This window comes from Pseudomonas sp. UMAB-08 (assembly GCF_900095225.1).
Classification (GTDB): domain Bacteria; phylum Pseudomonadota; class Gammaproteobacteria; order Pseudomonadales; family Pseudomonadaceae; genus Aquipseudomonas.
Genome location: NZ_LT607418.1, coordinates 91,973 through 111,264 on the forward strand (window position 1 = coordinate 91,973; position 19,292 = coordinate 111,264).

The 19,292-nt window shown below is 57.3% G+C and carries 20 protein-coding genes and 2 pseudogenes; 14 read left to right on the plus strand and 8 right to left on the minus strand.

Annotated elements, in window-relative coordinates:
* Window position 1 precedes the first annotated feature (1 nt).
* From K0F75_RS10265 to K0F75_RS10310, 10 genes are all read left to right on the plus strand, one after another.
* Window positions 2–1,063 (plus strand): NADH:ubiquinone reductase (Na(+)-transporting) subunit F, encoded by a 1,062-nt coding sequence (locus K0F75_RS10265; RefSeq protein ID WP_219061761.1) that lies wholly within the window; start codon window positions 2–4, stop codon window positions 1,061–1,063.
* Window positions 1,064–1,279: 216 nt separating this feature from the next.
* A complete protein-coding gene (locus K0F75_RS10270) occupies window positions 1,280–2,740 on the plus strand; it encodes a 2-hydroxymuconic semialdehyde dehydrogenase (RefSeq protein WP_219061762.1) in 1,461 nt (486 codons plus the stop codon).
* A gap of 7 nt (window positions 2,741–2,747) precedes the next feature.
* A complete protein-coding gene (gene dmpE, locus K0F75_RS10275) occupies window positions 2,748–3,545 on the plus strand; it encodes a 2-oxopent-4-enoate hydratase (protein WP_219061763.1) in 798 nt (265 codons plus the stop codon).
* Window positions 3,542–4,345: a 2-oxo-3-hexenedioate decarboxylase gene (gene dmpH / locus K0F75_RS10280; protein ID WP_219061764.1), complete on the plus strand. Its 804-nt coding sequence runs from the start codon at window positions 3,542–3,544 to the stop codon at window positions 4,343–4,345. Before dmpE ends, dmpH begins: the two co-directional genes overlap by 4 nt.
* Before the next feature lie 24 nt (window positions 4,346–4,369).
* Window positions 4,370–4,582, plus strand: a complete 213-nt coding sequence (locus K0F75_RS10285) for a tautomerase family protein (protein WP_219061765.1) — start codon at window positions 4,370–4,372, stop codon at window positions 4,580–4,582.
* Window positions 4,579–5,493: an acetaldehyde dehydrogenase (acetylating) gene (locus K0F75_RS10290; RefSeq protein ID WP_219061766.1), complete on the plus strand. Its 915-nt coding sequence runs from the start codon at window positions 4,579–4,581 to the stop codon at window positions 5,491–5,493. Before K0F75_RS10285 ends, K0F75_RS10290 begins: the two co-directional genes overlap by 4 nt.
* On the plus strand, window positions 5,493–6,548 hold the full coding sequence (gene dmpG, locus K0F75_RS10295) for a 4-hydroxy-2-oxovalerate aldolase (protein ID WP_219061767.1): 1,056 nt from the start codon (window positions 5,493–5,495) through the stop codon (window positions 6,546–6,548). The genes K0F75_RS10290 and dmpG overlap by 1 nt, the downstream gene beginning before the upstream one ends.
* A gap of 58 nt (window positions 6,549–6,606) precedes the next feature.
* Window positions 6,607–7,362, plus strand: coding sequence for an SDR family oxidoreductase (locus tag K0F75_RS10300; RefSeq protein WP_219061768.1), 756 nt, complete (start codon window positions 6,607–6,609; stop codon window positions 7,360–7,362).
* A 15-nt stretch (window positions 7,363–7,377) separates the two neighbouring features.
* The gene (locus tag K0F75_RS10305; RefSeq protein ID WP_257604300.1) at window positions 7,378–7,854 is read left to right on the plus strand and encodes a tautomerase family protein; all 477 of its coding nucleotides are present in this window, start codon (window positions 7,378–7,380) and stop codon (window positions 7,852–7,854) included.
* Between the two features lie 92 nt (window positions 7,855–7,946).
* A complete protein-coding gene (locus tag K0F75_RS10310) occupies window positions 7,947–8,243 on the plus strand; it encodes a 2Fe-2S iron-sulfur cluster-binding protein (RefSeq protein ID WP_219061769.1) in 297 nt (98 codons plus the stop codon).
* A gap of 72 nt (window positions 8,244–8,315) precedes the next feature.
* Here the strand turns inward: K0F75_RS10310 and K0F75_RS10315 are convergent, their stop codons facing one another.
* Genes K0F75_RS10315 through K0F75_RS10325 form a run of 3 tightly spaced genes read right to left on the minus strand, consistent with a single transcriptional unit; the run spans window position 8,316 to window position 10,966 of the window.
* The gene (locus K0F75_RS10315; protein ID WP_219061770.1) at window positions 8,316–8,936 is read right to left on the minus strand and encodes a TetR/AcrR family transcriptional regulator; all 621 of its coding nucleotides are present in this window, start codon (window positions 8,934–8,936) and stop codon (window positions 8,316–8,318) included.
* Window positions 8,923–9,774, minus strand: coding sequence for a 3-hydroxybutyryl-CoA dehydrogenase (locus K0F75_RS10320; RefSeq protein WP_219061771.1), 852 nt, complete (start codon window positions 9,772–9,774; stop codon window positions 8,923–8,925). Before K0F75_RS10320 ends, K0F75_RS10315 begins: the two co-directional genes overlap by 14 nt.
* A gap of 10 nt (window positions 9,775–9,784) precedes the next feature.
* Window positions 9,785–10,966, minus strand: a complete 1,182-nt coding sequence (locus tag K0F75_RS10325; RefSeq protein ID WP_219061772.1) for an acetyl-CoA C-acyltransferase family protein — start codon at window positions 10,964–10,966, stop codon at window positions 9,785–9,787.
* Window positions 10,967–11,150: 184 nt separating this feature from the next.
* Here K0F75_RS10325 and K0F75_RS10330 point away from each other — a divergent pair, with 184 nt between their 5' ends.
* Together K0F75_RS10330 and K0F75_RS26220 are read left to right on the plus strand one after the other, a co-directional pair.
* Window positions 11,151–12,149 (plus strand): AraC family transcriptional regulator, encoded by a 999-nt coding sequence (locus tag K0F75_RS10330; RefSeq protein WP_219062032.1) that lies wholly within the window; start codon window positions 11,151–11,153, stop codon window positions 12,147–12,149.
* Between the two features lie 815 nt (window positions 12,150–12,964).
* A pseudogene (locus K0F75_RS26220) lies at window positions 12,965–13,198 on the plus strand (methyl-accepting chemotaxis protein); the annotation flags it as partial.
* Window positions 13,199–13,265: 67 nt separating this feature from the next.
* On the opposite strand, the pseudogene K0F75_RS25690 reads toward K0F75_RS26220, so the two are convergent.
* Window positions 13,266–13,436, minus strand: a pseudogene (locus tag K0F75_RS25690) (chemotaxis protein); the annotation flags it as partial.
* 59 nt (window positions 13,437–13,495) lie between these two features.
* On the opposite strand from K0F75_RS25690, the gene K0F75_RS10340 reads away from it, so the two are divergent.
* Window positions 13,496–13,939 carry a hypothetical protein gene (locus K0F75_RS10340; protein WP_219061773.1) on the plus strand — a complete coding sequence of 148 codons (444 nt, stop codon included), beginning with the start codon at window positions 13,496–13,498 and terminating at the stop codon, window positions 13,937–13,939.
* Window positions 13,940–14,293: 354 nt separating this feature from the next.
* Window positions 14,294–14,983, plus strand: a complete 690-nt coding sequence (locus K0F75_RS10345) for a dTMP kinase (protein WP_219061774.1) — start codon at window positions 14,294–14,296, stop codon at window positions 14,981–14,983.
* Window positions 14,984–15,007: 24 nt separating this feature from the next.
* On the opposite strand, the gene K0F75_RS10350 is transcribed toward K0F75_RS10345, so the two are convergent.
* The 4 genes from K0F75_RS10350 to glaH form a co-directional block, all read right to left on the minus strand.
* Window positions 15,008–15,256 carry a hypothetical protein gene (locus K0F75_RS10350; protein ID WP_219061775.1) on the minus strand — a complete coding sequence of 83 codons (249 nt, stop codon included), beginning with the start codon at window positions 15,254–15,256 and terminating at the stop codon, window positions 15,008–15,010.
* Between the two features lie 210 nt (window positions 15,257–15,466).
* Entirely contained in the window at window positions 15,467–16,843 is a 1,377-nt protein-coding gene (locus K0F75_RS10355; protein WP_219061776.1) for an aspartate aminotransferase family protein, read from the minus strand.
* A gap of 79 nt (window positions 16,844–16,922) precedes the next feature.
* Window positions 16,923–18,182 (minus strand): L-2-hydroxyglutarate oxidase, encoded by a 1,260-nt coding sequence (gene lhgO, locus K0F75_RS10360; protein ID WP_219061777.1) that lies wholly within the window; start codon window positions 18,180–18,182, stop codon window positions 16,923–16,925.
* A gap of 88 nt (window positions 18,183–18,270) precedes the next feature.
* Window positions 18,271–19,248, minus strand: a complete 978-nt coding sequence (gene glaH, locus K0F75_RS10365; RefSeq protein ID WP_219061778.1) for a glutarate dioxygenase GlaH — start codon at window positions 19,246–19,248, stop codon at window positions 18,271–18,273.
* Between the last annotated feature and the right edge of the window lie 44 nt (window positions 19,249–19,292).

A 19,292-nucleotide genomic window follows, 5' to 3' on the forward strand; every position in this document is an offset into this window, starting at 1 on the left:
TATGAGTTACGAGCTGACGATTGAACCACTGGGTCAGACCATCGAGATCGAAGAAGGTCAGACCATTCTCGATGCGGCTCTGCGGGCCGGCATCTACCTGCCTCACGCCTGCTGCCACGGCCTGTGCGCGACCTGCAAGATTCAGGTGGTGGATGGCGAGATTGAGCATGGCGAAGCCTCCAGCTTTGCCCTGATGGATTTTGAGCGCGAAGAGAAGAAGTGCCTGGCCTGCTGCGCTACCGCCGAGAGCGACCTGGTGATTGAGGCGGAAATCGATGAAGACCCCGATGCCGAGAATCTGCCGGTACGCGACTTCCCCGGTACGGTCAGCCGCATCGAAACCCTGACGCCCACCATCAAGGGTGTATGGATCAAGCTCGACGATCCGGCTGGAATGCGCTTCCAGGCCGGTCAATACATCAATCTGCAGTTGCCTGACGGTATTGGCAGCCGGGCATTTTCGATTGCCAGTGCGCCTACGGAGGGCGGCGAGATCGAGCTGAATATTCGTATCGTGCCCGGCGGTCGCGGTACGGGTTATGTGCACGAGCAGGTGACGGTCGGCGAGCGCATGGGCATCACCGGCCCCTACGGCCGCTTCTTTGTGAAGAAGTCGGCGCATATGCCGGTGATCTTCATGGGCGGCGGTTCCGGGCTTTCCAGCCCGCGCTCAATGATTCTGGATTTGCTGGCGGAAGGCTTTGAACTGCCGATCACCCTCATCTATGGGCAACGCCATCGTGGCGAGCTGTATTACCACGACGATTTCCTCGCCATGGCTCAGCAATACGCGAACTTCAACTACGTGCCTGCGCTCTCCCATGAGCCGGAGGACTCTGGCTGGGAAGGCTTCCGTGGCTTCGTCCACGACGCCGCCAAGGCGCACTTCAAAAATGATTTCAGGGGGCACAAGGCTTATCTGTGTGGTCCGCCTCTAATGATTGACTCCTGCATCAGCACGCTGATGCAGGGACGCCTGTTTGAGCGCGACATCTATACCGAGAAGTTTATCTCGGCGGCGGATGCTCAGCAGGTCCGCAGTCCCTTGTTCAAGGCTATCTGATCGCGCCGACAAGCTCTCTCTACAGGTGAGTTAAGGGAGGTTGTCTGGGCTGATTTTGTTACCTCAGTGTCAATACCCTGTAGGTATCAGAGTTGGCAAAATAAAGTATTAGCCGGTATTGCCTGGCTTTTCTAGACTCGCTTTCAGGGACTAATACTCGCTGAACCTGGGCAAGGTGCAGCGGGTAGTCATACAGAACAACACCCCGGAGCTTCCATGCGCCAGATTGAAAATTTCATCGCCGGTGAGTTTGTCGGCGCTGCCAGTGGCAAACGTTTCGACAAGCGTTCACCGGTCGATAACAGTGTTATTTGCTCGATCAGTGAAGCCGGACGCGGCGAGGTAGATGCCGCCGTCAGCGCTGCACGTAATGCCCTACAGGGCGAGTGGGGTGGTCTTACCACGGATCAACGCATTGAGTTGCTCTACGGCGTAGCTAACGAAATCACCCGCCGCTTCGACGACTTCGTTGAGGCCGAGATGTCCGACACCGGCCAGCCGGAGCACGTCATGAAGCACGTGTTCATCCCGCGCGGGGCGGCCAACTTCAAAGTGTTCGCCGACGTGATCAAGAACGTCGCCAGCGAATCCTTCCAGATGGAAACGCCTGATGGTCGCGGCGCCTTCAATTACTCGATTCGTCGCCCCAAGGGTGTGATCGGCGTGATCTGTCCGTGGAATGCCCCGTTCATGCTGATGACCTGGAAAGTAGGTCCGGCGCTGGCCTGCGGTAATACCGTGGTGGTCAAACCGTCCGAAGAGTCGCCACAAACGGCGGCACTGCTGGGTGAAGTGATGAACGCAGTGGGCATCCCCAGGGGTGTCTACAACGTAGTGAACGGATTCGGGCCTAACTCCGCTGGCGAGTTCGTCACCCAACACCCGCACGTCGATGCCATCACCTTTACCGGCGAGACCCGCACTGGCGCGGCCATCATGAAAGCCGCTTCCGAAGGCATGCGCGATGTGTCGTTCGAACTGGGTGGCAAGAACGCCGGCATCGTGTTTGCCGATGCCGACTTTGATGCGGCGGTTGAGAGCTTCTCACGCTCGGTATTCCTCAACTCGGGCCAAGTCTGCCTGGGCACCGAGCGGGTGTATGTCGAGCGTCCGATTTTCGAGCGGTTTGTCCAGGCCCTGAAGGTCAAGGCGGAAGCGGTCAAATATGGTCGTCCTGATGATCACCATGCCAACTACGGCCCGCTGATCAGCCAGGAGCACAAACAGAAAGTGCTGTCTTACTACCGCAAGGCGGTGGAAGAGGGCGCCACTCTGGTGACGGGTGGCGGCGTGCCTGATATGCCGGCGGATCTGGCCGAAGGTGCCTGGGTGCAGCCGACTATCTGGACCGGCCTGCCGGAAACAGCCTCCGTTGTGCAGGAAGAAATTTTCGGACCGTGCTGCCACATTTCGCCGTTCGACAGCGAGGACGAAGTTGTGCAGAAAGCCAACGCGACCGATTACGGCCTGTCGACCACCCTCTGGACCTCTAATTTATCTCGTGCCCACCGCATGGCGGCGCGGATCGACGTTGGCATCACCTGGATCAACAGCTGGTTCCTGCGCGATTTGCGCACCCCGTTTGGCGGTTCCAAACAGTCGGGCATCGGTCGTGAAGGCGGCGTTCATTCGCTGGAGTTCTACACCGAAACCCGAAATATCTGCGTGAAACTCTGAGGCCCTTATGGACAAGCAAAAGATCGAGCATTACGGCGATGAGCTGTATCAAGCTTTCGTCTCCCGTCGCGCCGTTGCGCCACTGCTCACCCGTGAGCCAGAGATCACCCTTGAGGATGCTTACCGTATCCAGGAGCGCTTTGTCGCTCGGCGGCTGGCGGCGGGTGAAACCATAGTCGGCAAGAAAATCGGTGCGACCAGCAAGCCTGTGCAGGACTTTCTCGGCGTCTATCAGCCGGACTTCGGCATGCTCACGTCGGCCATGGTTTTTCAAGAGGGCGACACCATCGACCTCAGCCAGTTGATTCAGCCGAAAGCCGAAGCTGAACTGGCCTTTGTGTTGAGGCACGACCTCAAGGGGCCAGGCATCACCGCGATGGACGTGATCCGTGCGACGGACTACGTGGTGCCTTGTTTCGAAATCGTTGATTCACGCATTACCGACTGGCAAATCAAGATCCAGGACACCGTTGCGGACAATGCCTCTTGCGGCGTGTTCGTCCTGGGTAAAACCAAGGGCGATCCGCGCAAGCTAGATATCATTCTGGCAGGCATGGTGCTGGAGAAGAACGGCGAGTTGTTCTCTACCGGCGTGGGTGCTGCGGTGCAAGGTTCACCGGCGAATGCTGTGGCCTGGCTGGCCAATACCCTGGGTGCGTTGGGTATTCCGTTCAAGGCAGGCGAGGTGATCCTCTCGGGTTCCCAGTCTTCGCTGGTACCGGTGATAGATGGGGATGAGTTGGTGTGTACCGTCGGCGGTCTTGGTAGCTGTCGCGTCAAGTTTTCCGGGAGGAGCGCAGTATGAGCAGCAATCTGACACTGTTGCGTGAGGACATCGTTCGCCTGTGCGAGCGGGTTGAAGGTGCGCAGACCCGCGCCTATGCCATCCCCAAGCTGACCGACGAGTACCCGGACATGACCATCGCCGATGGTTATGCCGTGCAGAGCGAGCTTCGTCGTCGCTTCATCGAAAAAGGCCACAAGCTGGTGGGCTGGAAAGCCGGGCTGACGTCGAAAGCCAAGATGCAGCAGATGGGGGTCAACGTGCCCTCGATCGGCTTTTTGACCGATCGCATGGCCCGCCCCGAGAGCTCGGCCATCTCCACTTCAGACCTGGTGCATCCACGGGTTGAATGCGAAGTGGCTTTTGTTATGAAGAGTGACTTGCAGGGGCCTGGTTGCACCGCCCAGGACGTCTTGGCGGCGACCGACTACGTCCTCCCGGCGGTCGAAATCATTGATTCGCGATTTTCCGGATTCAAGTTCGATCTGGCCAGTGTGATCGCCGATAACGGTTCTTCCGCGCGCTTTGTCGGAGGCGGACGTGCACGTTATGTCGATGATCTGGACCTCAAGACCCTTGGCGTGGTGATGGAGAAAAATGGCGAGATCGTCGCTATGGGTGCCTCTGCGGCAGTCATGGGCCATCCGGCCGAAGCCATCGCCATGCTGGTGAATATCCTGGCGGATATGGGCGAGATACTGCCGGCCGGCAGCTTCGTGATGAGTGGTGGCATCACCGAGGCCCTTGCGGTGAAACCAGGCGACAGCATTGTGGCTCGCTTTCAGGAGCTGGGTACCGTGTCGATGCGTTTCGTTGAATAACGACAAAAACGAAGAGAATCAAGCATGCCAATTATCGAAATGCACATGGTCGAAGGCCGCACCGCTGAGCAGAAGAGCCGCGTTGCAGCAGCCGTCACCACGGCGGTTTGCAACAGTCTGGAGTGTGCTCCAGAAACAGTGCGCATCCTCATTACCGAGCACGGTAGCGACGAGTTTTACGTGGCCGGTATGACCATGGCACAGCGCGCCGCGAAGAATAAGGAACAATCTCAATGAAGAAGATCAAGTGTGCACTCATAGGCTCAGGCAACATCGGCACTGACCTGATCTACAAAATCTTGCGCAGCCCAGTGCTTGAACCTGTCTGGATGGTCGGTATCGACCCCGAATCCGAGGGTTTGGTGCGCGCTCGTGCCATGGGTTTGAAAACCACCCATGAAGGCGTGGACGGTCTTCTGCCGCACGTGCTTGAAGATGGCATTCAGATCGCTTTTGACGCTACCAGCGCCTATGTCCATGCCGAAAACAGCCGCAAGCTAAACGCCCTTGGCGTGCTGATGATTGACCTTACCCCAGCGGCTATCGGCCCGCTGTGCGTGCCACCGGTGAACCTGCGAGAGCACGCGGAGAAGCTGGAGATGAACGTCAACATGATCTCCTGCGCTGGCCAGGCCACTATCCCAATCGTCAATGCCGTCTCGCGTATTCAGAGCGTCGAGTATGCCGAGATTGTCGCCAGCCTGGCGTCCAAGTCGATTGGCCCGGGCACCCGTGCCAACCTGGATGAATTTACCAACACCACCTCAAGCGCCATTGTGAAAGTCGGTGGCGCTCGCAAGGGCAAGGCGTTGGCCATTATCAACCCGGCCGACCCACCGATGATGATGCGCAACACCATCTACTGCCTGACGGATGACGAGCCGGATAGAACCCGAATCACTGAGTCGATTCTGAAGATGATCGTCGAGGTGCAGAAGTACGTGCCGGGCTACCGCCTGGTCAACGGACCTGTTTTTGAAGGCAAGAAAGTCTCCGTGTTCCTGGAAGTGGCGGGCCTGGGCGACTACCTGCCGACCTATGCCGGCAATCTGGACATCATGACGGCGGCCGCTACCCGTACTGCAGAGATGTTTGCCGAGGAAATTCTCGCCGGCAAGATTCAGCTTAAAGCTTCGGAGGTCGCGTAATGAGTCAGTCCCCCCGTTCCAGCCTCAAGGGCCGCAAGGTAATCCTGCACGACATGTGCCTGCGCGACGGCATGCACGCCAAGCGTGAACAGATCAGTGTCGAGCAGATGGTCAAGGTCGCTACCGCGCTGGATGACGCTGGCGTGCCTTACATTCAGGTCACCCATGGCGGTGGTCTGGGCGGCAATTCGCTGCAGCATGGTTTTGCCCCTCATACGAATGAGGAGTACATCAGCGCAGTGGCACCCAAGATGAAACAGGCCAAAGTATCGGTCCTGCTCATTCCAGGGCTCGGCACCATGAAGGAGCTGCACTCGGCGTTCGACTGCGGTGCGCGAAGCGTGCATGTGGCCACCCACTGCACCGAGGCGGACACCTCGCCCCAGCACATCGCCTATGCCCGCAAGCTGGGGATGGATACCTCAGGCTTTTTGATGATGGCGCACCTCAATGATGCTGCCGGCATCGCCAGGCAGGGCAAGCTGATGGAGTCCTACGGCGCGCAGACGGTGTATGTCACCGACTCTGCCGGCTACATGCTGCCTGACGATGTAAAAGCACGTATTGGTGCCCTGCGTGAGGTGCTCAATCCAGAGACCGAGATCGGTTTCCACGGCCATCACAACCTGGGCATGGGCGTGGCCAACTCCATCGCCGCCATCGAAGCAGGCGCGAGCCGCATTGATGGTTCCGTGGCTGGTTTGGGCGCCGGTGCTGGCAATACGCCGCTGGAAGTGTTTGCCGCAGTGTGCGAACGCATGGGCATCGAAACCGGCACGGACCTGTTCAAGCTGATGGACGTAGCAGAAGACATCATCGTACCCATGATGGAGCACATCGTGCGGGTTGACCGTGAGTCGCTGACGCTCGGCTATGCAGGTGTCTACTCGACATTCCTCCTGCATGCCAAACGCGCAGGCCTGCAATTTGGCGTCCCGGCGCGCGACATTCTGGTCGAGTTGGGCCGCAAGAAAATGATCGGTGGCCAAGAGGACATGATTTTCGACACGGCAATGACCATGGCCAAGGCCCGCGGCGTCGTTCTTCCCACCTGAATAGACTTCGGGGCATGTGATGCATGCTCCGAACCCGAAACTTAACGGCGGGTGGACGATGAACTCACGTAATGAATTAGCGGTGGTGGTGGGTGCAACGGGTGCCTTTGGTAAACAGATCGTTGCGCGTCTGTGCGCCAACGGATTGGACGTCGTCGCAGTGGCCCGCAGTTCAGCGGCTATTGATGAGCTGAGCCGGATTCACCCTAGGGTCATCCCTTGCGTTGCCGACATTTCTGCCGACGAGTCCATTGCGCATATCCGAAACGTGCTGGATCGGCCGGTACGGATGATTGTCCATGGCCCCGGCGTGGCGGTCGTAGGCGGCGTTCTTGACGCCCCTACGTCTGCGCTGGCAGATGCGGTCAATATTAAAGTCGGCGGTCTGTTGCGCCTGACCCGTGCTGTGGATGCGAGTCTCGTCAAAGGATCTCGTCTCGTCGCTATCGGTGGACACTACGGTTTTGAACCCACGGCATACGCGGCCTCCGCTGGCGTTGCAAACGCAGCCTTGGCGAACGCGATACGTCAGCTCAGTCTGGCTTATGGCTCGCGAGGTGTGACGGCGCATCTTATTGCGCCGGGGCCTGCGGATACGGAACGTCTGCACAAAGTGGCCGCAGACCGGGGAAGGCAGCGTGGTGTCAGTACTGAAACTGTTCTGCAGGAGATGTGTCGTGAGTCCTCCATCGGTGCCTTCACGACGCCGGAGCAAGTGGCCTGGGCCGTTAGTGTGTTGCTAGCGCCCGAGGCTGACGCGATGACCGGGTCCACGTTGATGTTGGATTCTGGACGACGTCGCGGTTTGCCCTGATGTGCTTTGGGTCGAGTGAATAAAAAAATAAATAAATATAAGAATAGGTATGAGGCCTTAAAAATGCCGGTAGTGAATTTCCATCTCGTTGAAGGGTATTGTTCTGCTGAGCAAAAAACGCGTTTGCTCCAGGATGCCTCGCGTCTTTACAGCAAGGTTTTACAGTCACCGATGGAGCGGGTGCGGGCCATCATCACCTTGCATACAGCTGATGAGTTTGCCGTTGCCGGAGACTGTGTAAGTTCCCATCGACTGCATGCGCCGTACTTCGAGTTCATCGTGCTCGAAGGACGCCCATTGGACGAGCGTCAGAAGTTAATGACCGGGTTTACGTCCTTGCTGGTCGAAATATTAGCAGTTGATCGGAACGTTGTGCGGGGTCGGTGCATCCGGGTTGAACCACAGGACTGGTCGATTGGCGGCATTGGCGCAGATGTCTTACGCGAACAGGAAATCTGTGCGCGTGCTGCAAAGCTTGAAGTTCGCGGATGAGTACTGAGGAACAAGACGAAGTATGTGCCAATGCCGCTTTAGAGGCTCTTGGACTCTTGCCGATAGTCACTTCCACTGAGTGAGAACGGGCCATGGAATATCAAGTACTGATCGAAGACACCGGAGAGCATTACGCCTGTGATGAGCGTGAGTCGGTTCTGCATGGTATGGCTCGTCTTGGCCGTCGTGGCATTCCATTGGGATGCCGGGGCGGTGGATGTGGCATCTGTAAAGTCCAGATTCTCAACGGCGCCTTTGAAGTAAAGGCCATGAGCCGCGCACATGTGAGCGTAGAAGAACTTGCCGCCGGCACGGTATTGGCTTGCCGTGTAATGCCTCAGAGTGACTTGTGTGTGCACGTTGTCGGAAAGATGAAAAAACAGTTTTAACGCATTGCGGCGGTTTGGCGAAAGACCACCATTCCTCGAGTGGAAAAGGTGAGGGCGCCTGATCGTGAGTCTTCAGGCTACCGATGCCTGAAGACCATGCGTTCTTGAGTGACGTGTAGCCAGCAGCCGCTCAATCGCCCCCATCATCAAGTCTTCCATCAGTTCGTCGCGGTCCTGATCGTCAAGGGTGCGCTGTGCCAACCAGGAGGGCGCGCTGCTGAGTAACGAGGCAATGGCGTGCCCGGCTGCCTGAAGCCGATGCGGGGTCAACCGTGTTCTATACCCCAGTGCCACGAGCAGTTGGCGCTCATATTGTTCGCGCAAATGGCTGACACGCAATTGTTGTTCTTCGTTCAGGCAACAACTGTCGCGTTCAGCCAGGCGAAAGTGCAACGGCATTTCCCGGTACAGATTCAGGTGCGCCCGGATAATGACTTGCAAGGTGTTCACCCCGTTATCGGGGCTTTGCTCTATCAGACGTACAGTGGTCAGCAGTTCTTCGTAAAGCTCCTCGATCAAGTCGAGGAGCAAATGCTGTTTGCTTGGGTAATGGTGGTAAAGCGAGCCAGGTGTAAGCCCGAGATAGGTTGCCAGCTCGCGCATGCCAACCTGACCGAATCCCTTTCTGGCAAACAGATCCAGTGCCTTGTCACGGCTCTGAGCGAAGCGTGAGCAGCGTTCAGGTATAGACATGGAAGCCGCGCCCGCTTTTGCGGCCCAGATAACCTGCCGCGACCATTTCTTTGAGCAATTGGGCCGGACGGTATTTCGGGTCATTGAAGCCATCATGGAAACTCTCCATGATCGCCAACATGGTATCCAGGCCAATCAGATCAGCCAGCGCAAGCGGGCCGATTGGGTGATTGCAGCCCAATTGCATGCCGGTATCGATGTCCTTGGCGTTGGCAAGGCCTTCCTGCAAAACGAAAATCGCTTCGTTGATCATAGGGCACAGAATACGATTGACCACGAAGCCCGGGCTGTTGCGAGCCGTGACTGCACTCTTGCCAATGTGGTCGGCGAGTTTAAGCGCCAAGGCGTGGGTGGTATCCGACGTTTGCAAACCGCGGATGACCTCCAGCAATGCCATCATCGGGACAGGGTTGAAGAAGTGCAGACCAATGAAGCGAGCAGGGTGATTGACCACTGCCGCCAATTCGGTAATCGACAGCGATGACGTGTTCGTTGCGATAACGCAGTCATCACTCACGGTGTCATCAATTCGTTTGAGAATGCGTTTTTTAAGCTCAAGGTTCTCGGTGGCCGCTTCGATGACCAGCTCGGCTCCATTCAGCGCCGCGTAGTCGGTGCTGAGGGATATCCGGGCGAGAGCACCTTGCTTCTCCGCCGCTGTAATCGTTTCTTTGCGTAGCTGGCGATCAAGATTCGCCGTCAGCGCCGACAGACCTTTTGCGAGCGCCTCATCGGAAATATCAATCAATGTCACGTTTATTCCGGCAAGTGCACACACCTGGGCAATCCCGTTGCCCATGGTGCCTGCGCCAATGACTGCTAGCTTTTGAATACTCACTTACAACCCCTCAAACGCGTTCGAAAATAGCAGCGATGCCTTGACCGCCACCAATGCACATGGTCACCAGCGCATAGCGCCCGCCGATGCGGTGCAGTTCATAGATAGCTTTGGTCGCAATGATCGCGCCGGTAGCCCCGACCGGGTGGCCAAGGGCAATGCCCGAACCGTTCGGGTTGACCTTGGCCGGATCCAGATTCAATTCCTGAGTCACAGCGCATGCTTGCGCGGCGAACGCGATATTGGCTTCGATAACGTCCAGATCAGCGACCGTCAGACCCGCACGCTTAAGCGCAAGACGCGTGGCCGGGATCGGACCGAGGCCCATCAATTCGGGCTCGACACCCGCATGGGCATAAGCGACCAGGCGGGCGAGGGGGCGCAGATTATTGGCTTTGACTGCGGCACCCGTCGCCATCACCAACGCGGCTGCACCGTCATTGAGGCCGGAGGCATTACCCGCAGTGACCGAGCCGTCCTTCTTGAAGGCCGGCTTCATTTGCGCCAGTTGTTCCAGAGAGGTAGCACGGGGGTGCTCGTCGATATTGAACAGTTGCGTGCCTTTGCGGCTGCGAATTTCAACGGCAGCGATTTGCTCGATAAAGCGACCTTCCTCGATGGCACGAAACGCCCGAGTCTGGTCTTCCATGGCCAGGGCATCCTGCATCTCGCGACTAATGCCATTGCGTACGGCAATATTCTCGGCGGTGATGCCCATGTGAATACCCTGGAAGGGGTCGTGCAGAATGCCAAGCATGTAGTCAATCGCCTGGGTGTTGCCCATGCGGGCGCCCCAGCGAGCGGCGGGCAGGATGTACGGGCCACGGCTCATAGCCTCGACACCCGCGCCAATGGCGATCTCAGCGTCGCCCAGCAGCAAGGTTTGTGCAGCCGAGATGATCGCTTGCAAACCGGAACCGCACAGGCGGTTGACGTTATAGGCGGGCGTTTCTTTCGGGATACCCGCGTTCATCGCCGCGACTCTGGAGATGTAGGCATCCTGCGGCTCGGTCGGAATGACATTGCCCATTACGACATGTTCGACCTGCGCCGGGTCGACGCCACTGCGTTGCAAGGCAGCCTTGACGGCCGTGGTTGCCAGATCGGCCATCGGCACGTCTTTTAGCGATCCGCCAAAGGTGCCGATTGCAGTGCGTGCGGCACCGACAACGTAAATATCAGGGGTGTTCATGGAGGGTGTCCTCGTCTGGATGACGGGCTTTCAAGCGGCCTTACCGAATTCAGGTAATGGCGCCGCAGCCGACATCTGGGATAATGCAGATCAGGTGGACAGTCTAAGGGGCGAGCAGGCGCCGGGCCTATGCCATAACCGCTCAGCAAAGCTGCTATTTTTTGCCATAGGCAACCCAGGATCCATGAACGAAAAACACTCCGTTTCTTCCTACTTCGCCAAGGCGCTGCTCTATCAATTTAGTGGCCGGCCGGTGGAGACGGGTCGTCTTTTAGAGCAAGCAGGGTTTGCGGAGCGCTCGCTGGATGAACTACCTGAACGGGTAGCCGCGACAAACTTCGCCGCGCTTTGGCTGGCCGTGGTGAAGGAGCTTGACGACGAGTTTTTTGGTTTGGACTCCCATGGCATGCCCTTGGGCAGTTTCGCCCTGATCTGCCGAGGATTGATCCAGGTCCCTACGGTGGAGAAGGCGCTAAAGCAGTCGCTCGACTACTTCAAACTGTTCTTGCGTGACATTGAATGCGAAGTACAGGCCCGCGGTAAACGCAGGGTGGTAGTCATGCGTTGTACCAGCAAGGATGAGCATTTACGGGCCATCGTGATTGAGACCTTCATGGTTCTGATCATTGGGCTGATGTGCTGGCTGGCTGGCAGGCGTATGCCCATCAGTCGCGTGCAATTCGAACATTCGTTGCCGGGGCACGGTGATGAGCACTTGCTGTGGGGTGCTTACGTGGAGTTTGACGCGAGTATTACGGAAATCGAACTGGACCCGGAATGTTTGAAGCTTCCGGTCATCCAGGACCGACAATCGCTGTACACCTTTTTACGTAACGCTCCGCAGTCGGTGTTTATCCGCTTTCGTAACAGAGAGGGATACAGCGCCCGAATTCATCAACGCTTGAAATCCTGCGGCTACGATCACTGGCCAACGCTCGAGCAGCTTGCCGCAGAGTTTGCGATTAACCTCAGCAGCCTGCGGCGTGCTTTAGAGCGTGAAGGTTTTACCTACCAACAGATCAAGGACGAAATGCGCCGTTCCATCGCCTTCGAGCGATTGCGAACGACGTCCATGAGCATCGCCGAAATTGCTCACGAGGCGGGGTTCCGTGAACCCAGCGCGTTTCATCGAGCGTTCAAGCAATGGACCGGGGAGAGCCCTGGCGTTTTTCGTCGTCGGTAAGGTCTGAGGGGGGTGGTCCAAATAGCTGCTGAAAACGTTTGTCGGCCCCTTGCCCGGGTCAGGTCTTGCCTACCTCGGGCACCATGACGCCACTTCTGCACAAAACGGATAGGTATCTGCACAGGTCGGATATTGCGTTTTGTTTCGTCTCCATAGCCTCACATGGCCTCAAAAAACGATGGACTTATCGTCCGCCGTTCTAAAAAAAATAATGAGAGACGGATGCCATGCGCAATATTGACGTACATGAGGTTATCGATAAACCGGCTGATCTTCAGTTATACCTGAACGCTGCTGTGATCGGCATGGAGGCTCATAGAGCACGTAAAGTATGGGCTGGTTTGCTGTTGATGGTTGCAGGCGTGGGCGCTGTGGTGTTGGCCTGGGGTGATAGCGGGCGCCTGCTGCTGGCCGGTGGAATAACCCTGGCACTGCTGCTCGCAGCCGCGCTTTATCATCGGCAACCTGCTGTTGTGCGACAGGACCCGCCGAAGCGCGAACTGGAGGTTCCGGTACTCAGTGCTCCCGTCGCCGTTGTGCAGGAACACGCTCAGATGCCCAACCCTGTGTGGCCGGGTGTACAAGTGCAGGCGACCCTGGAGCAGTTGACCCAAGCGGTGCTGCAGACTGAGGAGGACATGCGCTTCGCCGATCAGTTGGCACGGGCTGCTGGCGAACGGGTGAAGTCGAGTGCGCAAAGCATACAGTCTTCGGCGAGTGTGCTCGGGGATCTGAATCTCTATATGCAGGGTCTCGACCAGGTGTTCAACGAGCTAAGCAGTCAGTCGGTACGAATCGGCGCCATTGTCGGGAGCATTCAGGACATTGCCCGGCAGACCAATCTGCTGGCATTAAATGCCGCCATCGAGGCCGCACGGGCGGGCAGTCATGGTCGAGGTTTTGCAGTGGTGGCGGACGAGGTGCGCAATCTGTCTCGCCAGGCCGCTGATTCCAGTGCACAGATCCGACAAATCGCCACGGGCCTGGAACAGTCTGCCGAGAATGCGCGCCTAGCTGGACTTGAGATCGACTGTGTACCTGTTTGGTAAGCAAGCTGGTACACAGTTCTGTGCCCTTTGCGCTCAGGCGCGTCGTGTCTTCAGGGCGCAGACGGATTCATGCGACTATCCGTTTCGCCTGCAATGACAACTCATGCAGGCTGGCCAACCGCTGCATGATGCGTTCGACCACTTCTACCCTCGCTATCGCACCATTTTGAAGCTCGCCCATTGAGTGCAACGCGACCTCGGCCTTTTCCAGCCCCAACCGTGTCGACCCCGCCAAATGTTCGATACCTAAACGATGTCGATGATGGATTTAACCTAAACCCAAACAGGATAAGTCCCATGGTTAGCATCACCGCTGTTTCGATCAACCAGACCCTTTCGACGCCTTTGAGCAAAACCACGATCACCGACAGCAGCGGCGATACCACGTCTGCTACCGCAACTACCAGTGCATCCGGCGATACCACCAAGACATCCGCTGGCGGTGCAGCGCCTGCTGCCGGTGGCAGCAGTTCGAGCAGCAGTACTGAATCCGATACAGTGAAAGAGCTGCGCAAGCAGATCGCCGAGCTGCAAAAGCAACTGCAGGAACAACAGCAGCAACTGCAAGCGGCTCAGGCCAAGCAGGAAAGCGCCGATGCCAAAGCCGCAGACGTAGCGGCAGCACAATCGCAGATCGCGACCACCTCGGGGTCGTTGCAGACCGCCACAGCGTCGTTGTTGCAGGCGTTGCAGGACGAAGGCAGTAGCACCACGGGTTCGATGGTCAGTACCTCAGCTTAATTCGCCAACAACCTGAAATCGAAATTTAGTTATTGCTAATTACGGATATAAATACTCAGCCGCACTGAGTATTTATATGAAGGGCGAGGGGGCGATCGCCGGGTTCCTGCTGACGTCCGCTTAGTTGAATACTTGAAATTGAAAGACTTGGATGTCGATAATCCTGAGGATTTTTTTTGCTGGTGATCAACGCTAATGTAACCCTGGTTTTTGAGACCTGTTAGTCAGACATCAGGTTAGAGTGTTCATCAATGTCTGTTCATAAGGTCCCTCCACTCGATTCGCGTAGTCGCGCCAAGCGGTTTCAGTGAACGAACAGGGCAAAAAAACCGTATATCAATCGTTATGTGAAGAATGAATCGTCCGCTGTTTGTTTCTCTAGATGGGCCCAAGGGAACCGGCAAAACCACACTGTTGGAGGCCGTTACGAAAGCACTGAGGGCCGACAACAAAAAGGTGATCCGACTTTGCGAGAAAAAAAGTGATCCCTACAGGGGTGAAACAATGGCCCTCGTTAACAAGCTCGTCAGAGATCCCACCCGGGATTTGGAGTTGGAGGTTTGTGAGCGCTTTGCTGATAGCCGTGCCTGGATTTCCCAGCACGTGCTGGCTAAACAGCCACCAGGCAGCATCATCTTGATCGATCGCTGGTACCCGTCTGATGCCGCGTTTCGCCGGACAGTCCCGTTTGCAGAGATTCTACAGTTGAACATGGATCGAAACGTGCGAGTGCCAGACTTGCATGTCGGGGTTGTCACCGCCCCTGATATTTCATGGGCGAGGGCAGCAGCACGACGGCGTGGGCTGAGCAGTACTGTGATCCATAAGCTGGAAGAGCATGTCACTTGTACCAAGGCGTTCGAGCGAGCGATTTCAGATAACGGCTGGGTTTTATGCCGTAATGAAGGAACGATCGAAGACGCAACGATGCAGGTGATTTCGGAGATCTATAGAGTCCTTCGATGCCCCGTAGGCGAAGTACGCTGCGCCGGCCTTGATGCGGTTGAGATAGCTGTCAAATCAACACAAATCCAGCAAAGGTAGTGGTTCGCGAGGAGTCTGAGCGGGTTAGTGATATCTCGGCAACTGGGTCAATTCGGCCTCGGCGCCAACAACCACCGAAAGTACCAAGCCGATAATTGCGTTTTTAGTGCCGAACGTCATTGCCTGCGTGGCAGAAACCACCAGCCAGAACATTGCGCTGCAGATGCCCCACCAGGCAATCGTCAGCGAGTTTTTACTCATGCGGTGTGTGTCAGGAACGGTAACGACCGAGTAGTCGGTGCTGTTGCCCTGCTTCTTGAAGGTTGAGGCCATGGCTCTTCTCTTTATTTTTGTATGAAGAGTCATGATGTTAAGAGAAGCGGGGCGCCGAATAATTGCTGTGGGGGGCCCTATCTTTTGTCATTGAGTGAACGGGCACAGCGTCCGGTTGATTACTCTCGGCCCTGTCCGCAAAGCCGCTTGCTTACTATAAGCGAGCGGCTTTTTTATAGGCGAAGAACTCCCTCTGGGATCGCTGGCGACCTAGCGGCTAGCGTTGAACCAGCGTTGGGTATCCTCAAGCGAGCGGGCAAAACGCTCGAGGATCAAACGGATCTCGGATTCGCTGGAAATCAGCGGCGGGCAGAAGGCAATAGCATCGCCCATATTGCGAGTGATCATGCCGTGCTCCTGAGCGCGACCGGCCAGGTAGCGACCGAGCTTACCTGTCACCTCAAATGGGGCTTTGCTTGCACGGTCGGCGACCAACTCCACGGCGGCGATCAGACCCTGCCCACGCACTTCGCCCACCAACGGGTGATCGGCGAATTGGTTCAACCCGTCCTGGAGGATCTTGCCCATGGCGGCGGCATGCGGCACCAAGTTGTCCTCTTCAATGATCTTGATGTTTTCCAGTGCTACGGCGGCAGCGACCGGATGGCCGCCGGCGGTAAAACCGTGGCCCAGGGTGCCCAAGGCATGGCTCTGGTCTGCGATGCCTTGATAGAGCTCGTCGTTAATCAGAATCGCCGAGATCGGCTGATAGGACGAGGAAAGCTGCTTTGACAGCACCATCACGTCCGGGCGAATGCCGAAGGTCTCGCTGCCGAACATGTTGCCGGTACGGCCAAAGCCACAGATCACTTCATCCGCGACCACCAGGACGTCGTACTTGCGGCAGACCGCCTGAATTTTATCCCAGTAGGTGCGCGGCGGAACAATCACTCCACCCGCGCCCATCAGCGGTTCGCCGTAAAAAGCAGCGATGGTTTCGGGCCCTTCGCGCAGAATCAGGTTTTCCAGTTCTGCGGAGAGGCGATCGGCGAACTGCTCCTGGCTCTCGCCAGCCAGCGCATGGCGATAGTGATGCGGGTTGCCGACATGGTAGAACCCTGGCAGCGGCACATCGAAGCCGCGCTGGTTGGCTGGCAGACCAGTAAGGCTGGCGCTGACGATGGTGATGCCGTGGTAACCATTGATGCGACTGATGAATTTCTTTTTGGCCGGTTTGCCCAAGGCGTTATTGCGATACCAGATCATTTTGACCACGGTGTCGTTGGCTTCGGAGCCTGAGTTGGTGAAAAACACCTTGCTCATCGGCACCGGCGCCAGCTCGATCAGTTTGTCTGCCAGTTCGATGCTGGGGGCGTGCGCCTTGTGGCCGAACAGGTGGTAGAAGGGCAGCTTGCGCAGTTGACTCTCTGCGGCCTTGATCAGGCGTTCGTTACTGAAACCCAGGGCTGCGCTCCACAGGCCGGACATGGCCTCAATGTAGGGTTTGCCCTGGTCGTCGTAGACATAGATGCCCTCGCCACGCTCGATGATGAGCGGGCCGACTTCCTCGTGCACACGGGCATCGGTGTAGGGGTGAAGTTGGTGTTGTACGTCTTTTTCGGCAAGTGACAATTTATTATTGTTCATTGATTAGCACTCATGGATACAGGAAAAAGTTTCGATGACACGAGGGTGTCTCGGCGGCGCCCAGCTTTGGCTCCCAGCCTCAGGTTGCAGTGGATGCAGCCTGAACGGAGTTGAACGGTTTGACGAAACTGACGCCGGTGCTTGCTAACTGCTCGCGGACCTTGTCGACAATGTACGCACCGATCGGGATGGCCGACGTCGCTGCGGGCGATGGGGCGTTGCAAACGCTAACGCTACGGGCGGTGTTGATGAACAGGAAGTCGTCGATCAGCTTTCCGTCCAGCGAGACAGCCTGGGCGCGCACACCGGCCGGGTAGGCGGTAAGGTCGCTCTTGGCTATGGTTGGGCAATACTTCTGAACTTCTTTCAGGTAACCACCCTTGAACAACGAGTTTTTCATCTCGATCAGGCCGGGGCGCAGGTTCTTCATCAGCACTTTGAGAATGCCCGGAGTGGTCAGGGTTTCGAACATATCGGACAGCGAGATATCGGTCTTGCGATAACCTTCACGCTTCATCGCCAACACAGCGTTGGGGCCGACAGTGACGGTACCGTCGATCATGCGGGTCAGGTGCACGCCGAGGAATGGCATGGACGGATCCGGGATCGGGTAGATCAAGTGGTTGACGATCTGGTTGTGTTGCTTGGGCAGCAGGTAGTACTCGCCACGGAACGGGCAGATGATGAAGTTCGGCTTGATCCCGAGCATGCGCACGACGCGGTCGGCCATCAGGCCCGAGCAGGTGATCAGGAAACGCCCGTGGTGCTCCTGATTGCCGGTGCGCACCACAACTTCATCGGGACGCTCGTCGATGGCGACCACTTCGCTGTTGTAGCGGATTTCGCCACCGGCGTCTTCGAATTCGCGGCCCATGGCTACGGTGACTTGTGCGTAGTTCACGATGCCGCTGGACGGCACGAAGATACCGCCCAGACCGATGATGTTCGGCTCGCGCTCGCGCAGCTCGGAGGCCGACAACCACTCGCGCTTGAGACCGTTGGCTTCGGTACGGTCCCACAACGCGCTCATACGCTGCATTTCTAGCTCATTGGTGGCTACCAACAGCTTGCCGCACTCGTCGTAACGGATACTGTGCTTGTCGCAGAAGGCCTTGGTCGCCTTGTTTCCTTCCAGGCAGAAACGTGCCTTCAGGCTGCCGGGTGTGTAGTAAACGCCGGCATGGATCACGCCACTGTTATGGCCAGTCTGGTGCCTGGCCGGGCCGGACTCTTTTTCCAGCAGGAGGATCTTTGCGTCCGGGTAAACCTGGGTCAGTTGCATGGCCGTGGACATGCCCACAATGCCGCCACCGATGATAATGAAGTCGTACGCAGCCATTAGCTTGCACCCACCTGAATTACGTTTTGTTTGAGGCATGACGAGGACCGCACGTGGTGGCCCTCGTCATCTCAGCTGTTGGCAAACCTTACTGGCCGCGCTGGTACATGGTTTTTTGGTAGCTGATGTAGCCACGCTGGCGCATCAGCTCACGACGCAGGCCTGGGTGGGCGGTGAAGCGGTCACGGCCGTGCAGCCAGAACATGTTGTTGATCAGGACGAAGCTACCGACCGGCACCGGCACCGACACCTTCCTCTGGCTGCCTTCCAGGGATTCGCTCATGGACGTCAGCCAGATGCCTTCCTCGAAGTCCTTTGGCTGCACGAACTGGTCGATGTAACGCATGGTCGGGCGGCCTTCAGCGTCGTTGTCGAACACCGCGTGGAACACGTCTTCACGCACGTTCTTGCTTGGTGGGGCAGTGAAGCGCATTTCACGACGGGCCAGCGGGTGCGTGTAGTAGTGGTTCAGATCTTCCCAGTCGTCCAGGTGCAGCAGCAGGCTGTTGCCGCCTTCCATGTTCTGCTCGTCGATCTTCATCATAAGCACGTAGTCGGTGCGCTCCTGAACAAAGGTGCCGTCGTTGTGCAGCTCCATCACACGGTGTGGCTGGCGCAGATAGCTGTCGGAATTGTCGGTGTTGACCACTGCGAAGCGCGCGTAGAACTGGCCGCTCATGGCATCAAAGTTGGAGCGACCGATCAGGTGAGCCACTGCCGAAGAGAACTTGACCATGTCATCCGCCTGGGTCACGTCGCACAGGCCTTCAGGGGTGATCAGCATGCCGCCGGTGGCGCGGTCCAGGATGGTGTTGATCAGAACCGGGCGCAGAGTACCTTCGCACAGATCGTCAAGGATCTGACCGACGCGAAAGCGCAGGAACGACTTGTACTCCAGTGCCTGTACCGGCCACTCGGCAACAGCACTAACGAACGCGTCGACGGTTTCCTTGGCGAAGGTCAGCTCAAGAAGGCGAGGTGACTGCTTGGAAGGGGCGAGGGTGAAGCCCTTGCTTTCCGACGGCAGCGGCATCACAAGGTCCTGAATCTGAGTAAAGGCGTTCATGGCGGCTCCTGGCAAAGTGGGTGAAAAGCGCTTTCCCGTATTGA